This window comes from Desulfobulbus oralis (assembly GCF_002952055.1).
GTDB lineage: Bacteria > Desulfobacterota > Desulfobulbia > Desulfobulbales > Desulfobulbaceae > Desulfobulbus > Desulfobulbus oralis.
Genome location: NZ_CP021255.1, coordinates 395,653 through 414,547 on the forward strand (window position 1 = coordinate 395,653; position 18,895 = coordinate 414,547).

At 62.6% G+C, this 18,895-nt stretch carries 15 protein-coding genes; 10 read left to right on the top strand and 5 right to left on the bottom strand.

Going from position 1 to position 18,895, the window contains the following annotated elements:
- Nucleotides 1–585 precede the first annotated feature (585 nt).
- The 5 genes from CAY53_RS01590 to CAY53_RS01610 all read left to right on the top strand — a co-directional run bounded on the left by CAY53_RS01590 (nucleotide 586) and on the right by CAY53_RS01610 (nucleotide 9,679).
- Nucleotides 586–1,785: an efflux RND transporter periplasmic adaptor subunit gene (locus tag CAY53_RS01590; protein ID WP_104935657.1), complete on the top strand. Its 1,200-nt coding sequence runs from the start codon at nucleotides 586–588 to the stop codon at nucleotides 1,783–1,785.
- Nucleotides 1,785–3,737 carry a MacB family efflux pump subunit gene (locus CAY53_RS01595; protein ID WP_104935658.1) on the top strand — a complete coding sequence of 651 codons (1,953 nt, stop codon included), beginning with the start codon at nucleotides 1,785–1,787 and terminating at the stop codon, nucleotides 3,735–3,737. Before CAY53_RS01590 ends, CAY53_RS01595 begins: the two co-directional genes overlap by 1 nt.
- Before the next feature lie 49 nt (nucleotides 3,738–3,786).
- Nucleotides 3,787–5,166: a TolC family protein gene (locus tag CAY53_RS01600; protein WP_104935659.1), complete on the top strand. Its 1,380-nt coding sequence runs from the start codon at nucleotides 3,787–3,789 to the stop codon at nucleotides 5,164–5,166.
- Between the two features lie 190 nt (nucleotides 5,167–5,356).
- On the top strand, nucleotides 5,357–5,686 hold the full coding sequence (locus CAY53_RS01605; RefSeq protein WP_104935660.1) for an ArsR/SmtB family transcription factor: 330 nt from the start codon (nucleotides 5,357–5,359) through the stop codon (nucleotides 5,684–5,686).
- A gap of 24 nt (nucleotides 5,687–5,710) precedes the next feature.
- On the top strand, nucleotides 5,711–9,679 hold the full coding sequence (locus CAY53_RS01610; protein WP_104935661.1) for an MFS transporter: 3,969 nt from the start codon (nucleotides 5,711–5,713) through the stop codon (nucleotides 9,677–9,679).
- A gap of 234 nt (nucleotides 9,680–9,913) precedes the next feature.
- Here CAY53_RS01610 and CAY53_RS01615 read toward each other — a convergent pair whose 3' ends face one another.
- The 5 genes from CAY53_RS01615 to galE form a co-directional block, all read right to left on the bottom strand.
- A complete protein-coding gene (locus CAY53_RS01615; protein WP_146106364.1) occupies nucleotides 9,914–10,927 on the bottom strand; it encodes a hypothetical protein in 1,014 nt (337 codons plus the stop codon).
- Between the two features lie 90 nt (nucleotides 10,928–11,017).
- A complete protein-coding gene (locus tag CAY53_RS01620) occupies nucleotides 11,018–12,031 on the bottom strand; it encodes a hypothetical protein (protein ID WP_104935663.1) in 1,014 nt (337 codons plus the stop codon).
- A gap of 197 nt (nucleotides 12,032–12,228) precedes the next feature.
- Nucleotides 12,229–12,426, bottom strand: coding sequence for a hypothetical protein (locus CAY53_RS01625; RefSeq protein ID WP_104935664.1), 198 nt, complete (start codon nucleotides 12,424–12,426; stop codon nucleotides 12,229–12,231).
- 19 nt (nucleotides 12,427–12,445) lie between these two features.
- A complete protein-coding gene (locus CAY53_RS01630) occupies nucleotides 12,446–13,333 on the bottom strand; it encodes a bifunctional 5,10-methylenetetrahydrofolate dehydrogenase/5,10-methenyltetrahydrofolate cyclohydrolase (protein ID WP_104935665.1) in 888 nt (295 codons plus the stop codon).
- Between the two features lie 16 nt (nucleotides 13,334–13,349).
- Nucleotides 13,350–14,369, bottom strand: a complete 1,020-nt coding sequence (gene galE / locus CAY53_RS01635; RefSeq protein ID WP_104935666.1) for a UDP-glucose 4-epimerase GalE — start codon at nucleotides 14,367–14,369, stop codon at nucleotides 13,350–13,352.
- Between the two features lie 149 nt (nucleotides 14,370–14,518).
- Here galE and CAY53_RS01640 point away from each other — a divergent pair, with 149 nt between their 5' ends.
- The 5 genes from CAY53_RS01640 to xseA all read left to right on the top strand — a co-directional run bounded on the left by CAY53_RS01640 (nucleotide 14,519) and on the right by xseA (nucleotide 18,802).
- A complete protein-coding gene (locus CAY53_RS01640) occupies nucleotides 14,519–14,704 on the top strand; it encodes a tautomerase family protein (protein ID WP_104935667.1) in 186 nt (61 codons plus the stop codon).
- Nucleotides 14,694–16,739, top strand: a complete 2,046-nt coding sequence (ligA, locus tag CAY53_RS01645) for an NAD-dependent DNA ligase LigA (protein WP_104935668.1) — start codon at nucleotides 14,694–14,696, stop codon at nucleotides 16,737–16,739. Before CAY53_RS01640 ends, ligA begins: the two co-directional genes overlap by 11 nt.
- On the top strand, nucleotides 16,729–17,016 hold the full coding sequence (locus CAY53_RS01650) for an acylphosphatase (protein ID WP_104935669.1): 288 nt from the start codon (nucleotides 16,729–16,731) through the stop codon (nucleotides 17,014–17,016). The genes ligA and CAY53_RS01650 overlap by 11 nt, the downstream gene beginning before the upstream one ends.
- Before the next feature lie 60 nt (nucleotides 17,017–17,076).
- Nucleotides 17,077–17,361 carry a hypothetical protein gene (locus CAY53_RS01655; protein WP_245874834.1) on the top strand — a complete coding sequence of 95 codons (285 nt, stop codon included), beginning with the start codon at nucleotides 17,077–17,079 and terminating at the stop codon, nucleotides 17,359–17,361.
- A gap of 88 nt (nucleotides 17,362–17,449) precedes the next feature.
- Complete coding sequence (gene xseA / locus CAY53_RS01660) at nucleotides 17,450–18,802, top strand: exodeoxyribonuclease VII large subunit (RefSeq protein ID WP_104937390.1); 1,353 nt, start codon at nucleotides 17,450–17,452, stop codon at nucleotides 18,800–18,802.
- Nucleotides 18,803–18,895 lie beyond the last annotated feature (93 nt).

The window sequence follows — 18,895 nt, forward strand, 5'->3', positions numbered from 1 at the left end:
AACCCGCTCTGCCATGGGTAGAACATGCCGCTCGATTGAAGCACTGTGATGATCTGGCACCCAGCAAACCGTCCTTCTTCATGCCGCCCTCCTGGGCTCAGTTGACAGCAGGCTCCTGTTGTGAACGGAGCGCTTTCAGGGGCGGGTACACCATGACCGCCTCCCCCGGATTCGCCCACCTGGGGAGAAAAAAGCTGATTGAAAAAAAACGCCGTTCAGGGCAGGATGGGGCGCCGGAGCGGCGCATTCATAGAGCCGCTTTCGCAGGCCGTTACCGAAAGACGAGCGGACGGAGCTGGCATCTATGCGCTCAGCCTCCTGGCAGGCGGCCGCGACGATCGGCCTGAACCGCATGATGACCCGTTACAGACAAGTTCCTGGGCCCCTTTGCCCGGCTCGGGGCCTGGGCGGCGCATGACTCAGGTTCGCAATGGGTGCAGGCAGCAGGCGAAATGCGCCTGTCCTGCGCCGTTACGCCCCTGTGCCGCCCAGCTCCGGTACGGTTTCACTCTGCCTTTCTGCGGCCCTGGGGCCTGTGCGTTCAGGCCCCTGCTGCCGTATCCTTTCATCCCTGTTCACAGATTTATGAAGAAGATTTCCGTAGCTATCGTCCTGGCCCTTGTCGCCGGGTGCGGCTGGTGGTACTGGCAGCACCGGGAAGACGACGGCAAAGTCTCCTATCTGAGCGAAGCCGTCGAACGCGGCACTATCACCAAACAGGTGGTCGCCACCGGCGTTATTGACGCGGTGGACCTGGTCAGCGTGGGGGCGCAGGTGTCGGGCCAGATCAAAAAACTCCATGTCAAACTGGGCCAGCAGGTCAAAAAGGGCGATATGGTGGCGGAGATCGACTCGGTCTCCCAGCTCAACCAGTACAATTCCGACAAGGCCAATCTGGCCAGCCGCCAGGCCGAGCTGGTCTCCAAGCAGGCGGCCCTGCGCATCGCCCAGGTCCGTTATGACCGGGAGAAGGCCCTGTTCGGGAAAAACGCCACATCCAGAGAAGCCCTCGAGAATGCGGAAAACAGTCTGGCCCTTGCCAGGGCCGAAGTGGTGGCGGTGCAGTCGCTGATCAAACAGAGCCAGTTGGCCATCGACACCGATGAGCTGAACCTGGGCTATACCCGCATTGTCGCGCCCCTGGACGGCACTGTGGTGTCTGTGGTGGTGGACGAGGGCCAGACCGTGAACTCCAACCAGAGCGCGCCCACCATCGTGCAGATTGCCGATCTGGGCAGGATGGAAAACAAGATCGAAATCTCGGAAGGCGATATCGGCGTGATCCGGGAAAAGATGCCCATCGCCTTTACCGTCCTGTCGCTCCCGGACAAGGTTTTCGAGACGCGCATCAGCTCGCTGGACCCCGGCATGACCACGCTTTCCAACGGCCGATACAGCAAGACCAGTTCCGCGGACTCCGGTTCTTCCTCGTCCAGCGCTTCAGAAGCCGTGTACTTCTACGGCAAGGCCGTGCTGGACAACCAGGAAGGCCTGCTCCGCATAGGCATGACCACGGAAAACACCATTACCGTGGCCAGGGCGGAAGATGTCCTGCTTGTGCCGATCATTGCGGTGCAGAACGGGGACGGGCAGCGGAGCGTGCAGGTGCTGGGCGCCCAGGGCCAGCCGGAAGCGCGTGCGGTGGAGATAGGCCTCTCCGATGGTGTGCGGGTGGAGATCAAAAGCGGCCTCAAGGAGGGCGAGCGGGTGATCATGGGGCAGTTGAGCCAGGAGGAAATCAGAAATGCCGCCAAAATGCCCGGCGGTCCGGGAGGCCCCAATTAATGGCCAGCATCATCACCCTCGAGGCCGTCAACAAGTACTATGGCCAGGGGGCAAACCGGATCCATGTTCTGAAGGACATCAGCTTTGCCGTGGAGGACGGCGACTTTGTCGCCATCATCGGTCAGTCCGGATCCGGCAAATCGACCCTGATGAACATTATCGGCTGCCTGGACACCCAGAGTTCCGGCGTCTGCCGCATTGCCGGCGCCGATACCGCGAGCCTCCTGCCCGACCAGCTGGCCGATCTGCGCGGCCGCTTCATCGGCTTCATCTTCCAGCGCTACAATCTGCTGCCGAGCCTCAGCGCCGCGGAAAACACCGCCCTGCCTGCGGTCTATGCGGGCCTGGGCGGCCGGCAGCGCCTGGAACGGGCCGCCAGATTGCTGGAAGGTCTGGGCCTTGCCGACAAGACCGCAAACCTGCCCGCCGAACTTTCCGGCGGTCAGCAGCAGCGGGTGAGCATCGCCCGCGCGCTCATGAACGGCGGCCGCATCATTCTGGCCGACGAGCCCACCGGCGCCCTGGACTCCAAAAGCGGCGAAAATGTGATGGAGATTCTGAAGGGCCTGAACCGCCAGGGCCATACCATTGTCGTTGTCACCCACGACCACGGGGTGGCCGCCCACGCCAACCGGGTGGTGGAGATTCTTGACGGCCGCATTGTTGCCGACCAGCGTAACCGCGAGCAGGCGGCGGTGCCCCCGGGGGCCGGCCACCGTAGCGGTCGGCGGAGCTCCCTGTTGAGCAACAAGCTGGATCAGTGCCGCGAGGCCTTTCGGATGTCCGTCCAGGCCATTCTGGCCCACAAGATGCGCTCGCTCCTGACCATGCTGGGCATCGTCATCGGCATTGCCTCTGTGGTCTCCGTGGTGGCACTGGGCAACGGCTCGCAGCAGAAGATCATCGAAGACATCAATTCGATGGGCAGCAACACCATCGACATCATGCGCGGCGAGGGCTTCGGCGACCGCCATGCGGGCCGCATCCACACCCTCACCGTGGCGGACGCCGACATTCTGGGCCGGCAGCCCTACGTCGCGGCGGTTACGCCCAATACCAGCAACTCCGGCGATCTGGTCTTTGGCAATGTCACCGTGACCGCAACGTTGAACGGCGTGGGCGAGCAGTACTTTGACGTCAGGTCGCTGGAAATAGAGCAGGGCCGCTTTTTTACCAAGGACGACGTCAAGGCCACGGCCGGCTACACGGTGATCGACCATAACACCTACTCCAGGCTGTTCCAGCCCGGAGAAAACGTGGTGGGCAGGGTCATCATGTTCCGGCAGAAGCCCCTGACCATCATCGGCGTGCTGAAAAGGCAGGACCGCAGCTTTGGCCCGGGCCTGGACAGCCTCGAAATCTATGCGCCCTACACCACGGTCATGCGGCGCATTACCGGGGCCAGATTCATCAACTCGATTACGGTCAGGGCAGAGGACCATGTGATCCCGCTCATGGCCGAGAAGAAGATTATCGAACTGCTGACCGCGCGGCACAAGAAGCAGGACTTCTTCACCATCAATACGGACAGCATCCGCCAGACCGTGGAAAACACCACCAACACCCTGAAGCTCCTGATTTCCGGCATTGCGGTCATCTCGCTTGTGGTGGGCGGCATCGGGGTCATGAACATCATGCTGGTCTCGGTCACCGAACGCACGCGGGAAATCGGCGTGCGCATGGCTGTGGGCGCGCGGCAGGGCAACATCATGGAGCAGTTCCTGATCGAGGCGGTCCTGCTCTGCCTGGTGGGCGGCGTCATGGGCATCCTGTTCTCCCGGCTGGTCGGCTGGGGCCTGGGCATGATCTCCGACGATTTTCCCATGCTCTACTCCAGCGGGATCACGGTGGTGGCCCTGGCCTGCTCGTCGGCCATCGGCATCATTTTCGGCTTTATCCCGGCCCGCAACGCGGCCCGGCTCAACCCCATCGACGCCCTGGCGAGAGAATAGTCTTTGCCCCTCGGGCGGAGCGGGGAGAACATGCAACAAGTGATTCATCATGCACATATATGCCAAAGCCACTGCCCTGCTGGTCGCTGCCGCCCTGCTCCTGGCGCTGAACGCCTGCGCGCCGGCGGGCAGGCCGGATGCGAAGCTGGAACGGCCGCTCCTGAGCCGTCAGGAGATGAGCCGGCGCTTTACCGAGGATGTGAACTGGTGGCAGGGCTACCATGACCCGGCCCTGAATCGTCATATCGAGCTGGCGCTGCAAAATAACACAGACCTGGCAAAGAGTGCCCTGCGCATCCACAAGGCGCTCGTGAACGCCCAGTTGGCCGGGGCCGATCTGTTCCCGACCGCGTCCGGCGAGCTGGGCGCGTCGGCCCGGCGCGAACTGGCGAGCGGCAGCCACAGTCACAGCTACCAGAGCACCCTCGGCCTGCAGTACGAGCTGGATCTCTGGCAGCGCTTCAGCAACAGGACAAGGGCCCAGGAGTGGGAGCACGAGGCCACCCTGGCCGACCGGGAGAGCGTACGGCTCTCGCTCATCCATTCGGTTGTCAATGCCTACTACAACCTGCGTTACCTGATGGCAGCGCGTCAGGTGCAGGAAAAGAGCATTGCCCGCTACCGGGATTTGCTGGCGCTCGTGCGCGCCAAGGCCGAACAGGGCAAGGTTTCGCCGGTGGAGCTGCAGGAGAGCGCTCGCTCGCTCCTGGCGGCGGAGGGCAATCTGAGCAGTCTGCTTGCGGAGGAAGCCACGACACGCCAGACGCTGGCCGGCCTGCTGAACTGCCAGGCCGGGGCGCTCCCGCCGGTGTCCGAATCTCCGCTGCTGGAGCTAACAGGTCTGCCGGTCGATCTGGAGGTGCCGGTTTCGGCCCTGGCGGCGCGGCCCGATCTTCAGGCTGCGGAGGCCCGCTTTGCGGCCGCCTTTTACGATCTGCAGTCCAGCTCCGCCTCCTGGTATCCGGCCCTGAGCCTGGGCGGCGTCCTGGGGACTTCGGCCAGCCACCAAAGCCAGTTTTTTACCCTGCCCTTTTTAAACGGCACGCTGGGCCTCAGCCTGCCCTTTCTGGACTGGGCCCGGGTCAGGGCCAAAGTGCAGATCTCCAAAGACGACTACGAGCTGGCCCGGCTCGACTTCATCAATGCCGTCACCGTGGCCCTGAACGAAGTCTGGGCCTCATACCGGATCAGCGAGGAGCGCCGCAAGGAGCTGGCGCTCCTGCAGGAGCGGCTGGGGCGGGACGAGGCCATTACGGCCCACTATCAGGCCCGCTACCGTCTGGGCGCCTCCGAGCTGAAAGACTATCTCGAGGCCCTGAACAGCGAAGACAGCACCCGCCAGTCCCTGCTGCAGGCGAAGTACGCGCTGCTCCGCGATGAAAGTACCGTCTACCGGGCCATGGGCGGCAGATTTCTCGTAAGGCGCTGAGATTCCTGAACGATTCTGACACAGGAGCAAGACTGCGGGCGGGCAGCCCTCTCTTCTCTTTTGGCAGAAGCCTGGGTGGATAGAGCGGAATCGCTTTTTATTTAAAAAGCTAGATTTATAGTTGACAAATAAACTAAAAGAGTGGATATATGGCCTTGACAGCAGGCCACGATCCTTTTATGAACAGGGCATGAACACACAATACCTGAAAGCCCTGCCCGAAGACTGGCAGTCCATTGCCAGCGTCTATTCGGCCCTGGGCGACGAGACCCGGCAAAAGATCCTCCTGCTTTTCGAGCCCGGGGAACGCATCGGCCGCAAGTCGCTGGTCGAGCTGCTCCCCCTGAGCCCCACCGCGGTGGCCCATCATGTGACCACCTTGGTGCGGGCCGGCCTGCTCAGGCCCCACAAGGTCGGGCGGGATGTTTTTTACACCATGAACCACGAGGCGCTGATGCGGGCGCTGGAAGTGGTTCGCAACTACGTGGCGGAGCTGCGGGTCCAGGAGGTGGCATCCTGAGCCCGACTCCCGGAGGGTATCAGGATGGCTCAGGGATTTCTGGGGCGAGCGGCGGCTCTGGGCGCAAGCTATATGCTGGGCGCCTTTAACGACAACTTTTTCAAGCAAAGCGCGCTGCTGCTGGCCGTGGCCATGCAGCAGAGCCAGTATCAGGCCTGGGGCACCCTGCTCTTCGCCCTGCCTTTTGTCCTCTTTTCGGCCTGGGGCGGCTGGCTGGCCGACCGTTTCCCCAAAAAGAACCTCGTCATTGCGGCCAAATGCCTTGAACTCACCGCCATGCTGGCCGGCGCCTGGGGCATTCTGCACCTGAACTGGGCCGCCATCATGCTCATGCTCTTCTGCATGGGCGGCAGCTCCACCCTGTTCAGCCCGGCCCTGAACGGCTCCATCCCGGAGCTGTTTCCCCGCGCGCTGGTCCCACGGGTCAACGGTTTTTTCAAACTCTGCACCACAGTGTCCATCCTCCTGGGCGTGATGCTGGCCGGCTGGGCGCTGGAGCGCCAATGGCTGCCCACGGCCATCCCCTTTGGCCGCTGGCTCGTGGCGGGCGGCGTGGTGCTGGCCGCGCTGCTCGGCCTCATCAGCACGATCTTCATCCCGCGCTGGTCTGTGGCCCATCAGGCGCAGCCCCCTTTTCCCTGGCTGGGCGCCTGGGATTCCCTGAAAGATTTCCACCGGATGCGAGCCGACCGGCCCCTGGTCTTCTGTCTTGCGGCAGACGCCTTTTTTTACGGCATTTCCTCGCTCACGCTGCTGGAAATCAACAGCCTTGGCGTGGCTGAACTGGGCTTCAGCAAGACGCTCACGAGTCTGTTGCCCACCGCGCTCATGGTGGGTATCTGCGCCGGCTCGCTGGTGGCCGCCAGGGGCACGCCGGAGAGCTGGCAGCGCTGGCTCGCGCCCGCCACCGCGGGCATCGGCCTGAGCCTGCTGGCCGCGGGTGTGCTGGCCCGCCTCCCCCTCCCCTCTCCTGCGCTGTTCTGCTGCCTGCTCCTGGTCTACGCCGTGGCCGGCCTCTGTGGCGGCTTCTACATCATTCCGGTGTCGAGCTTCATTCAGGTGCGGCCGGAGGCCGGAGAAAAGGGCCGGGTGCTGGGGACCAACAACTGCCTGACCTTCGGCGCCATTCTGCTGGCCGGGCCGCTTTTCTACGTTCTCGACTTTGCCCCGGCCTCCCTGGCCCATGTGATGCTGGGTCTGGCCACCTTGGCCGTGGCCCTGGGCTTCCGCCTTCGTATCCGTCTCCTGCCCACCGGCAGGGCGACAGGGCAAGCGCCACGGCACAGCCGCCTGCTGAGCCTCCTGCTCGCCCTCATGCGCTTCCTGCTCTCGCTTCGCTACCGGGTGACAGTCACCGGCCTGGAGCAAATCAGGGCCGACGGCCGCGCGCTGCTCTTCCTGCCCAATCATGCGGCGCTCTCCGATCCCATGCTGGTCTACAGCCGGCTGGCGCGCTTTCAGCCCCGGCCGCTTTCCGACGAGGAGCAGGTCAACCGGCCCTTCATCCGCAGCCTGATGCGGCTGGTACGGCCGGTCACCAAGCCGGATCTGCGCAGCAGGGACCTGCAGGGCGGCGCGTCCCGCCGGGCCGTGCTGCATGCGGTGGAAACGGCCCTGCAACGCTGCGCCGATGCCCTGAAAAATGGCGACAACCTGCTTTTTTACCCGGCCGGCGCGCTCACCCATGACGGCCACGAGCATCTGGGCGGCAACAGCGGCGTGCTGCGGCTTTTGCGGGCCGCGCCCGAGTGCCGGGTGGTGCTGGTGCGCACGCGGGGCCTCTGGGGTTCGTCCTTCAGCTATGCCACCGGCCGGCCGGATACCCTGAAGGGCCTGGCCAAAGGCGCCCTGCGGCTCTTGGCGAACGGCCTGTTCTTCATGCCCCGCCGTCCGGTGCAGATCAGCTTTACCGAAGTGGCTCGGGAAACGCTGCCCCAGGACAATGCAAAAGCCCTGAACCAGGCGCTGGAAAGCTGGTACGAGGCGGAACCGGAAATTGGCGTCAGGATTCCGTACTACTTCTGGCAGGGGAGTCGGGCCCAGCCGCTGCCCCAAAGGCCGGCAGGCGCTCCCGCGGCGGCGGCCGAGGCGCCGGAGGCTGTGCGGCAGCAGGTGTACAGGCTCGTTGCCGCATGCGTGGACGGAGCCCCGCCGCTGTCGCCGGAAACCCGGCTTGCCGCGGATCTGGGTATAGACAGCCTGAGCCTGACCGAGCTCGCCATGCAACTGGAGGAGCTGGCGGGCCACAGCGTGACCCGGCTGGACCTGCTGGTTACGGTGGCAGACTGCGTGCGTGCCGCGACCGGGCAACTCTCCGGTGACGAGCCCGCGCCGGAGGCGCCCCCCGCCTGGTTTGCCACGGCCCGGGGCACGGCCCGGCGGCTCGATGTGCCAGAGGCCGGCAACCTGCCGCAGGCCATCTTGCGACAGGCACGCCGCAATCCGGCAGGACTCGTGCTCGCGGATGCCGACAGTGCCATGAGCTGGCGCGGTTTCTGGCTGAAGGCCACGGCCATGGCGCTTTTGCTCCGCCGTGAGTGCGCCCGGGAGGAGCGCGTGGGGCTGCTCCTGCCCGCCTCGACTGCTGCCACGCTTGTGTGGCTGGCCGTGCTCCTGGCCGGCAAGACGCCGGTCATGCTCAACTGGACGACCGGCCCGGCCAACCTGCGCCACTGCGTGCGGCTGGCCGGTCTGCAGACAATCCTCAGCGCCCGCCGGCTGCTGGACAGGCTGGCAGACCAGGGCTTTGACGAAATGAGCGACCTGGGCGCCCGCCTGCTCTGTCTCGAAGACGCGGCCAAAGGCCTGAGTCTCCCGCTCAAGGTCTCGGCCTTTGTCCGCAGCCGCCTGGCGCTTCTGGGGATCGAATCTCTGGTGCTGCCGTCCCGGATGCCGGAAAGCGCAGCCATTCTCTTCACCTCCGGTTCCGAATCCGCGCCGAAGGGCGTGCCGCTTTCCCACGAAAACATTCTGGCCAACTGCCGGGACATTGCGCAGGTCCTCGTCATCACCAGTCACGATCGGATGCTGGCCATGCTGCCGCCCTTTCACTCGCTGGGGCTCACAGTCAACATGGTGCTGCCGCTCTGCTTCGGCCTGCCTGTAGTGCTGCACCCGAACCCGACCGAAGCCGCCCGGCTGGACCGCATCTGCCGGCGCTGGCGGCCCAGCATCACCGTGGCGCCGCCCAGCTTTCTGGACGCCATGCTGCAAAAGGCAGAGGCAGGCGACCTCGAGTCCCTGCGGCTGGGTGTCGTGGGAGCGGAAGCCTGCCCGGCCAGACTCCATGCGGCCTTTGCCGAAAAGACGGGGGGCGTGCTGGTCGAGGGTTACGGGGTCACCGAATGCGCGCCGGTCATCAGCGTGAACCGGCCTGAAGATCCGCAGTGCGGCACCATTGGCCTGCCGCTGCCTTCCGTGAGCACCGCCATCGTCACCACCGAAGGGGCCATGCGCCGGGTGAAGCCGGGCGAGACCGGAATGCTGCTGGTACGCGGTCCGAACGTCTTTGCCGGCTATCTGAGCGCAGCGGGCCTGCCTGCGCCGGCTTCGCCCTTTGTGCTCTTCGAGGGCCAAAGCTGGTACCGCAGCGGCGATCTAGTGCGGGAGGACGGGCATGGCTGCCTGAGCTTCGCCGGCCGCCTGGGCCGCTTTGTCAAAGTGGGCGGCGAGATGATTTCGCTCCCGCAAATGGAGCGGGTCTTGCTGGATTTTGTGGCTGCCTGGCAGGCCGGCAGGCTGAGCGAGGCTGCACACGAGGGCGCCGGCCCATTGCTGGCCGTGGAAGCGGTGGAGCGGGACGGACAGCCGGAAATCGTGCTCTGCACGGCCCTGCCGGTGAGCGTGGCAGAGGCCAACCAGGCCCTGCGCGCCGCAGGACTTTCGGCCCTGTACAGTGTACGCCGTGTGCTGCAGGTGGCAGCGCTCCCTGTGCTCGGCAGTGGCAAAACCGATTACCGGACAGTCAGGCGACTGATTGCCGGGCAGGCTTGAAGCACAAGGCGCCGCTCATGTGCCCGGAACGCATGTTCCGGGCATGGACTTCCGGCGCTCGAGGGCCATGTGGGTGAAGCTGAATACAGTGCCACAGGCAAAATCACCATGCCCACCTGAATTTATTTTCTCTTTCTCCTCTTTACGCCAGGTCTGCACAAAACCATGAACATCAAATAAGGATGGGGCATTCATTCTGGTTACCTTGCACTTTGCCATATCATCCTCACTGAATTATTTACCCATATGTCCACTGAGTATTTTAATAGCAAAACTCCGTCCTTTCTGCACTGACCGTATGCTTGGCATAAAGCTGTACCATACAGGTTCTTTCTCTATAAATCCTTTATATCCATATCCAGTAAAAAATGTATTACACCAAACGGATTCGTAAACATTTGGATCTAATCCAAAATCATAGTGTCTGAATAATTTGTCATCACGCAATATATCAATATCTCCAGCATAATGTATACGAAGCGCTTCTTCAAATTTTAAAGTTGTTCGTTCTTCCTCATCTGTCATACGTATGCCCAAGCCAAATCCATAATTTGTTGCAAGTTCCATAAACATGTCAAAACGCTCAAGCCAGGATGGAATCTGGAAGCCGGGTCGTTCAGCAGAAAGAATTGACTTTTGTGTATCTTGCTCTTTGGAATTAAGTAGATTGTTCCATCCTGCCATCCCGCTTCGTTGCTGGCGTCTTAAAGAAAAGGCATAACGATAGGGCTTTTTCGCTCGAATCCGCGGGTAGAAATCAAAATAGGCAAACCTGGATTTGAATAAACCGCCATATTCAATGTTTACCGAATAGGTGGGCCCGTAGCCCGTGCCTACAGGTGCAGGCGCAAACCCGGTGAACTCTTCAAAGCGAATGGTCTTGTAGTGCACGTTGTCGTGTCGTATTTCGATCTCTCCGGTCACATTTTCCCGTAGTTCACGCTCAAAGTCTGCAATGGGCGTATCTCCAGGCTGAAAGGCCAGGATGATATTGTACCTGCCTTCCTTTTCAAAGCGTAAGGCTATCATCTCAAACTGCACGGGGAAGACGGCATCCCTCCTGCCCTGGGCTGCCTTCTCTGCCCGTATCTTTACCCATTTCTCCTTTTCAGCCTGTTCCTGCATACTTTCCTCTGCAGTCGGGCCTTTTGTCGGCACAACAGGGTCAGCAGAACCAGGGACATATGCACAGCCATTTGCAAAAACAAAAGGCAAGAGCATGAACAGAGCAATCATCAGTTTGCGCATAGCCTCTCCCGCGCTTTTATCAGCCCGCTAAAGAAAGCGACAACGCCCACAGCGTATAGCTAAATTGAATCCTATGTCATCCGCCTTGCATCATTTACCCATATGTCCGCTAACTATTTGAATACCAAAGCTCCGTCCTTTCTGCACTGACCGTATGCTTGGCATAAAGCTGTACCATACAGGTTCTTTCTCTATAAATCCTTTGTATCCATATCCAGTAAAATATGTATTGCTCCAAACGGATTCGTAAGCAGTTGGATCTAATCCAAAATCATAGCGTCTGAATAAATGGTCATCACGTAATATGTCGATATCTCCAGCATAATGTACACGAAGCGCTTCTTTAAATTTTAATTCCACTTCTCTTTCCTCATCTGTCATACGCATTCCCAAGGCAAAGCCATAATTTGTTGCAATCTCCATAAACATGTCAAAACACTCAAGCCTGGCTGGAATCTGAAAGCCAGGTCGTTCAGCAGAAGGAATCGGGTTTCGTATATCCGGCTCTTTGGAATGTGATAGTTTGTGCCATCCTGCCATCCCGCTTCGTTGCTGGCGTCTTAAAGAAAAGGCGTAACGATAGGGCTTTTTCGCTCGAATTCGCGGGTAGAAATCAAAATAGGCAAACCTGGATTTGAATAAACCGCCATATTCAATGTTTACCGAATAGGTGGGGCCATAGCCCGTGCCCACAGGTGCAGGCGCAAACCCGGTGAACTCTTCAAAGCGAATGGTCTTGTAGTGCACGTTGTCGTGTCGTATTTCGATCTCTCCGGTCACATTTTCCCGTAGTTCACGCTCAAAGTCTGCAATGGGCGTATCCCCAGGCTGAAAGGCCAGGATGATATTGTACCTGCCTTCCTTTTCAAGGCGTAAGGCTATCATCTCAAACTGCACGGGAAAGACGGCATCCCTCCTGCCCTGGGCTGCCTTTTCTGCCCGTATCTTTGCCCATTTCTCCTTTTCAGCCTGCGCCTGCATAATTTCTTCCGCAGTCGGGCCTTTTGCCGGCACGACACGAGTAGCCAAATCAAGGACATATACGCAGCCATTTGTAAAAACCAAAAGCAAGAGCATGAACAGAGCAATCATCAGTTTGCGCATAGCCTCTCCCGCTCTTTTTATTTATGGCAAGCGCTCGGGGGCAGTCATCGCCGCGCCGGGCTCCTGTTCTGGAAAAGCCCTGAGCCTGGGACCGCCTCACCTGGCTTTGGCTGTTGTGCGCGGACAGGCCCCGGATACGCTGCACTGCCGCGCTCCCGGCGAACAATCGCGAATGCCCCCGCCTGCCGCTGTCCCGTTCAGGCGGCAGAGGATTCACCCCTGTCCTCCGCCCTGCCCGCTTCCGGCTCCTCATCCTCCAGCACATAGCCAAAACCGCAGCAAAAGGGACATTCCTCGTGAGTCAGCATGAAGCGGCTCTCGCCATGAAAGGTGCTGAGATTGCCGCTGCCGCCGCAGTTGGGGCACAGCTTTCTTGCCCTGTCCGCTGTATCCATATCCGCCTCCCCGGGGCTTCTATTCCGCCAGACCATGGGCCCGCTCGGCTGCCAGCACCGTGTTCACCATCAGCATGGTAATGGTCATGGGGCCGACGCCGCCTGGCACCGGCGTAATGGCTCCGGCCTTTTCCACCACTGCCTCGAAATCCACATCGCCTGCCAGGATGGCCCTGCCGTTCTCGCGCACACCGATGCGGTTCACGCCCACGTCGATCACCACGGCGTTTTCCCTGACCATATCGGCGGTAATCATCTTCGGCCGGCCGGCAGCCACAATGAGAATATCCGCCCGCCGGGTGTGGGCCGCCATATCTCTGGTTGCCGTGTGGCACAGGGTCACGGTTGCATTGCCGCCCGGGCCCTTCTGCATGAGCAGTGCAGCCACCGGCTTGCCCACGATGTTCGAACGGCCCACCACCACCACTTCGGCGCCCGCGGTTGCCACCCCGCTGCGCTGCAGCATTGCAACGATGCCGTGTGGCGTGCAGGGCAGAAAGCAGGGCTCGCCCAAAAGCATCCTGCCCACATTCACCGGGTGGAAGCCGTCCACGTCCTTGGCCGGATCGATGTGCGCCAGGACCCGGCTTTCGCTGATGTGGCGCGGCAGGGGCAACTGCACCAGGATGCCGTTCAGGGCCGGATTGGCGCTGCAGGCGGCGATGAGCGCCAGAAGCCCGGCCTCGGTGGTTGCAGCGGGCAGATTGTGCTGCTCGGAATGAATGCCCAAATCGTGGGCTGTTTTGTTTTTGGCCCGCACGTAGGACTGGGAGGCGGGATCCTCTCCCACCAGAATGGTGGCCAGCCCCGGCACAATGCCCTGCGCTTTCAGCGCCCGTACCCTGGCGGCCAGCTCTTCCCGAATCTCTGCGGCAATCTCCGTGCCGCGAATCAGTCTTGCAGTCATCTTCCCCCCGTCAGCGTCAGCGGGCCGGATAGCCCTCCGGGTTGTTTTTCTGCCAGTTCCAGGCATGGCGGCACATGTCTTCAAGGCCATATTCGCTCTGCCAGCCCAGCTCCCTGCGCGCCAAAGCGGCATCGGCATAGCAGACGGCCACATCGCCCGGCCGGCGCGGGGCGATGTGGTAGGGAATCTCGATGCCCGTGGCTGCCATGAAGGTCTGCACCATGTCCAGCACCGAATGCCCCCTGCCGGTGCCCAGATTGTACACGGCAACGCCGGGCCGGCCGGCGGTGTGCTCCAGCGCGCAGACATGCCCCCTGGCCAGATCCACCACGTGCAGGTAATCGCGGATACAGGTGCCGTCCGGCGTGGGATAGTCGCCTCCGAACACCGCCAGTTCCTTCAGCCGGCCGGCCGCCACCTGGGTGATGAAGGGCATGAGGTTGTTGGGAATGCCCCGGGGGTCTTCCCCGATGCGGCCGCTTTCATGGGCGCCCACCGGATTGAAATAGCGCAGCAGCACCATCTGCCAGCGCGGCTCGCTTGCGTGCAGATCCTGCAGAATCTCCTCGATCATCAGCTTGGTGCGGCCATAGGGACTGGCAGCCGAAGTGGGGAAATTTTCCAGAATGGGCAGGCGCTCCGGCGTGCCGTACACCGTGGCGGAGGACGAAAAGACCAGATGCCAGACCCCGCAGGCCGCCATGACCTCGCAGAGATTCAGGGTGGCGATCAGGTTGTTCTGATAGTAGAGCAGCGGCTTGCGCACCGACTCGCCCACTGCCTTCAGCCCGGCGAAGTGGATGACCGCATCCATGTCCGGGTTCTGCGCAAAAAGCCTGCGCAGACCGGGCTTGTCCAGAAGATCCAGCTCGACAAAGCCCAGACTCCGGCCCGCCAGCTCCTGCACCCGCTCCAGGGCCACCCGGCTCGAATTGCAGAGGTTGTCCACCACCGTCACCCGGCAGCCGGAGTGCAACAGTTCCAGGCAGGTGTGACTGCCGATATACCCGGCTCCGCCGGTCACAAGCACATGCATGATTCACTCCTCGTTCATCCGCCCGCCGGACAAGAAGGCATCGACGTGCAGGTGAAATATGGTGTATATAGGGCACAGGCCCAGAGTACAGAGGGAAACGGGCTTTGTCTTCAAAATTGTACAGCGGGCACCCGCTGGAGGAGGATTGTATGCCGTACGTCAGCATCCGGGTCGCCGGGACCCTGACCAGAGAACAGAAGGCCCAGATCGCCAGCGAGGTGACCGAGACCATCCACCGCGTGGCGAACAAGCCCAAGGAAAACATCATGATCATGATCGATGAACTGAGCCGGGAAAACATTGCCAAGGAAGGCAAGCTGCTCGATGGCAAATAGGGCCCCGGATTCCGGCCGCGAGGCGGCGGCGCAGCGTCTGGCCACGTTGCGCCGCGAACTCCACCGGCATGCCCACCACTACTATGTGCTGGACGATCCGCTGATCAGCGACGGCGAATACGACCAGCTGTTCCGGGAGCTTCTGGACCTCGAAGCCGGGTTTCCGGAGCTGGTCACCCCGGATTCGCCCAGTCACCGCGTGGGCGGCGCTCCCCTGACCGCTTTCCGGCAGGTCGTGCACAAGAGCCCGCTTTTGAGCCTGGACAATATCTTCAACGAGATGGAGCTGGCCGATTTTGCCGGCCGGATGCGGCGTGCCCTGCCTGCCGCCACACTCGGGTTCATGGCGGAACCCAAGCTGGACGGTCTGGCCGTAGAGCTGGTCTACGAGCAGGGGCTGCTGGTATCCGGCTCCACCCGGGGCGACGGCGTGACCGGTGAAGACATCACGGCGCAGCTCAAAACCGTGCGCGGCATTCCCCTGAAATTGCAGGGGCCCGGCGAGCGCTTGCCCGAACTCCAGGTGCGGGGCGAGGTTTTTTTGTCCAAGAAGGGCTTTGCCGAACTGAACCGCCAGCGCGGTCAGGCGGGGGAGCCGCTTTTTGCGAACACGAGGAATGCGGCTGCCGGTTCCCTGCGCCAGCTCGATCCGGCGGTCACAGCCAAAAGGCCGCTGGCCTTTTATGTCTACGGCGCGGGCAACCCGGAAGCCCTGCAGGTGGATTCCCAGGAAGCGCTTCTGCAGGCCCTGGGCCGCTGCGGCTTTCCGGTGAATCCGCTGGTGGCCCTCTGCGACACGGAAGGGGCAATGGCGGCCCATTACCGCAAACTGCAGGATCTCAGGCCCAGCCTGGACTACGACATTGACGGCATGGTCGTCAAGGTGAACGCCTACGCCCAGCAGGAACGTCTGGGCGCAACCGCCCGCGCGCCCCGCTGGGCCGTGGCCTGGAAATTTCCGCCCAGCCAGATGACCACGACGGTCGAGGCCGTGGAATTTCAGGTGGGCCGCACCGGCGTGATTACGCCCGTGGCCGTGCTGACGCCGGTCAGGATCGAGGGCGCCATGGTGCGCAGGGCCACCCTGCACAATCAGGACGAGATGGCGCGCAAGGACATCCGCCTGGGGGACAGGGTGTTGGTGCAGCGGGCAGGCGATGTCATTCCCGAAGTGGTCAAGGTCATGGCCGAGGCGCGGGACGGCAGCGAAAAGGCGGTGGCCTTCCCCACGCTCTGCCCGGCCTGCGGGCAGGCGCTCGAACGCAGGGCAGACGAGGCTGCGGTGCGCTGCGTCAACCCGGAATGCGGCGGCCGGCTTTTGCAGCGGCTCATCCACTTTGCCGGCAAGAGCGGCATGGACTTCGAGGGTCTGGGCAAAAAGCAGGTGGAGCTTCTGCTGAACAAGGGGCTCCTGACGGACGCGCCCGGCTTCTTCACGCTGGACATGCAGGCCCTCGCCGCTCTCGAGGGCTGGGGCGAAAAATCCGCGGCCAAGGTCCTGGCCGCCATTGAACGGCGGAGGACAGTGCCACTCGCCCGTTTTCTCATGGCCCTGGGCATCAGACATGTGGGCGCCAGCACGGCGGAACTCCTGGCCGATCGCTTTCCCACGCTGGAGGCGCTGCAGGCCGCCAGCACCGCGGATCTGCTGGATCTGGACGGCATCGGCGAGGAGGTGGCGGCCTCGGTGCACGCCGCCTTCCATGATCCGGCCATGCTGGCGCTCCTGAAACGCTTTCACGCAGCGGGCCTGCGCATCGCCGGGCAGGAGTCGGGCACCAACACAGCGGCCAGGGCCCTGGCGGGCCGGGTCTTTCTCTTTACCGGCACACTCCCGAGCCTCAGCCGCGATCAGGCCAGGCAGATGGCCAAAGCCGCAGGGGCGCAGGTGGCCACTGCCATCAGCCGGCGCGTTACCGATCTGGTGGCAGGAGCGAAGGCGGGCGGCAAGCTCGCGGAAGCCGGGCGGCTGGGCATCCCCGTGCTGGACGAAGCCGCCTTTCTCGAACTGGTGGAGGGCCAGCATGGCGAATAAGCGCATACATGCCAGCGTAACAGGCCGGGTGCAGGGCGTATGTTTCCGCTATGCCACCCGGGAAGAGGCGCTGCGACTGGGGCTCAGGGGCTGGGTTCGCAACCGGGCCGACGGCTCGGTGGAACTGGAAAGCGAAGGCGAAGCGGCAGCAGTGGACGAACTGCTGGCCTGGCTGCATCACGGGCCGGCCACGGCCCTGGTCTGGCAGGTGAGCTGCCGGGAAATAACGAGTGCCCAGCCCAAGGAGCTGGATTTTCAGATACGGCCTACTGTATAATAGTGCTGACGCACTTTTGGCCGCAAAAATGCGATCTCAACCTTTGTGCAAGGGAATGGCATGACTCAGCTCGAAAAAAACAAGACAGCCCAGGTGCGCAGGATCCGCCGGCCCGTGGGAGAACCGCTGGGAAAAATAAGCTGTCCACGCTGTGGCAACAGCACCCGCTTTGTGGAACAGCTCGAAAGCGTCCTGGTCACCACCACCTATCTGCAAAACGATGACGGCTCCTTTACGCCCCTGGAACAGAACAGCGACGCCGAAGGAGAACTCAGCTTCCTCTGCGGCGAATGCGGCTACGACATGACCCCCTTTCACGGGCATTTCAGGGAAATGGTCTTCTGAACCGGCTCCCGGCCCAACTGCAAAAAGGCCCCTGCCTGTGCCGGGCAGGGGCTTTTTTGGCGCCCTGCCCCAATCCCCTGGAATCCGCATGGACGACAGCCTGGTACTCTCGGTCAGCGCCCTGACCAGGAACCTCAAAAGCCTTGTGGAAGGCCGCTTTGCCTTTGTCCGCGTGGCGGGTGAAATCTCGAACCTGAGCCGCCCGGCTTCGGGCCACCTGTACTTCACCCTGAAGGACGAGCAGGCCCAGTTGAAGGTGGTGCTCTTTCGGATGCAGCGCCGCTATCTGGCCCACGACCTGCAAAACGGCCAGGAGGTGCTGTGCGCGGGCCGGCTCTCCGTGTATGAGCCGCGGGGCGACTATCAGCTCATTGCCGATACCGTCAGCTTCCGGGGGGCTGGCAATCTGGCCCAGGCCTTTCAGACCCTCAAGGCCCGGCTCGCGGCCGAGGGGCTTTTTGATGCGGCCGTCAAACGGCCCCTGCCCTTTCTGCCCCGGCACATCACGCTCGTCACCTCGCCCGAGGGCGCGGCCCTGCACGATTTTATCCGCATCGCCCGCCGCCGCTTTCCCGGCCTGCACATTGCCGTCTATCCGGTGCCGGTGCAGGGCGAACAGGCCGCCCCGGCCATGATCACCGCGCTGACGCGCATCCGCAGACAGATACAGACGGATGTGATCGTCCTCTGCCGTGGTGGCGGCTCCACGGAAGACCTGTGGGCCTTCAACGACGAGGCGCTGGCCCGGGCCATCCGCGAGGCTGCGGTGCCCGTGGTTTCGGCGGTGGGCCACGAGATAGATTTTACCATTGCCGATTTCGCGGCCGACCTGCGTGCGCCTACGCCCAGCGCGGCCGCGGAGCTGCTGGTGCCGGAACAGGCGGCGCTGGTCAAGGCCGTGGCCCTGCACCACTCGCGCCTGCTGCGGCTGATGACGCAGCGACTGGATGCCTGGGAGGCGCGGCTGCGGCTCTTCCGGCAGCGGCTTTTCACCATGCCGCATCCGGTGGAGCGTCTGCAACTCGAAGTGGCACGACTCAAAGCCCGCATGGAGCGCAGTCTGGGTCGCCTGCTGGCGGAGCATGACCACCGCCTGCGCGAGGTGGTCCAGCGCCTGCAGCGCTGCGATCCACGCCTCGCCCTGGCCCGGCAGGAACAGCGCCTGAGGCTGGCGCATAACCGGCTCTGGGCTGCCGGCCGCAAGACGCTTGTGGACAAGGAACAGCGGCTGGGGCGCGCCGCAGCGGTCCTGCAGGCCGTGAGTCCGCTGGCCACCCTCTCCCGTGGCTATGCCATCGCCAGACGGCTTGGGGGACAGCGCATCATCAGAAGCGCCCGCGAAACCCAGCCCGGCGATACCCTGGAGCTGCTTCTGGCCCATGGCGCCCTCCAGTGCCGGGTAGAGGCACTGCGGCCGGTTCGGGACCCCGGGGCCGCCTGAACGCGGGCAGCCCCGCATGCATCCTTCCGCACCCTGTCGCGCTCTGGCCGCAGGCCCAGTTTGCCGTTTTCGCCGGGCTTTGGTGGGAGCATC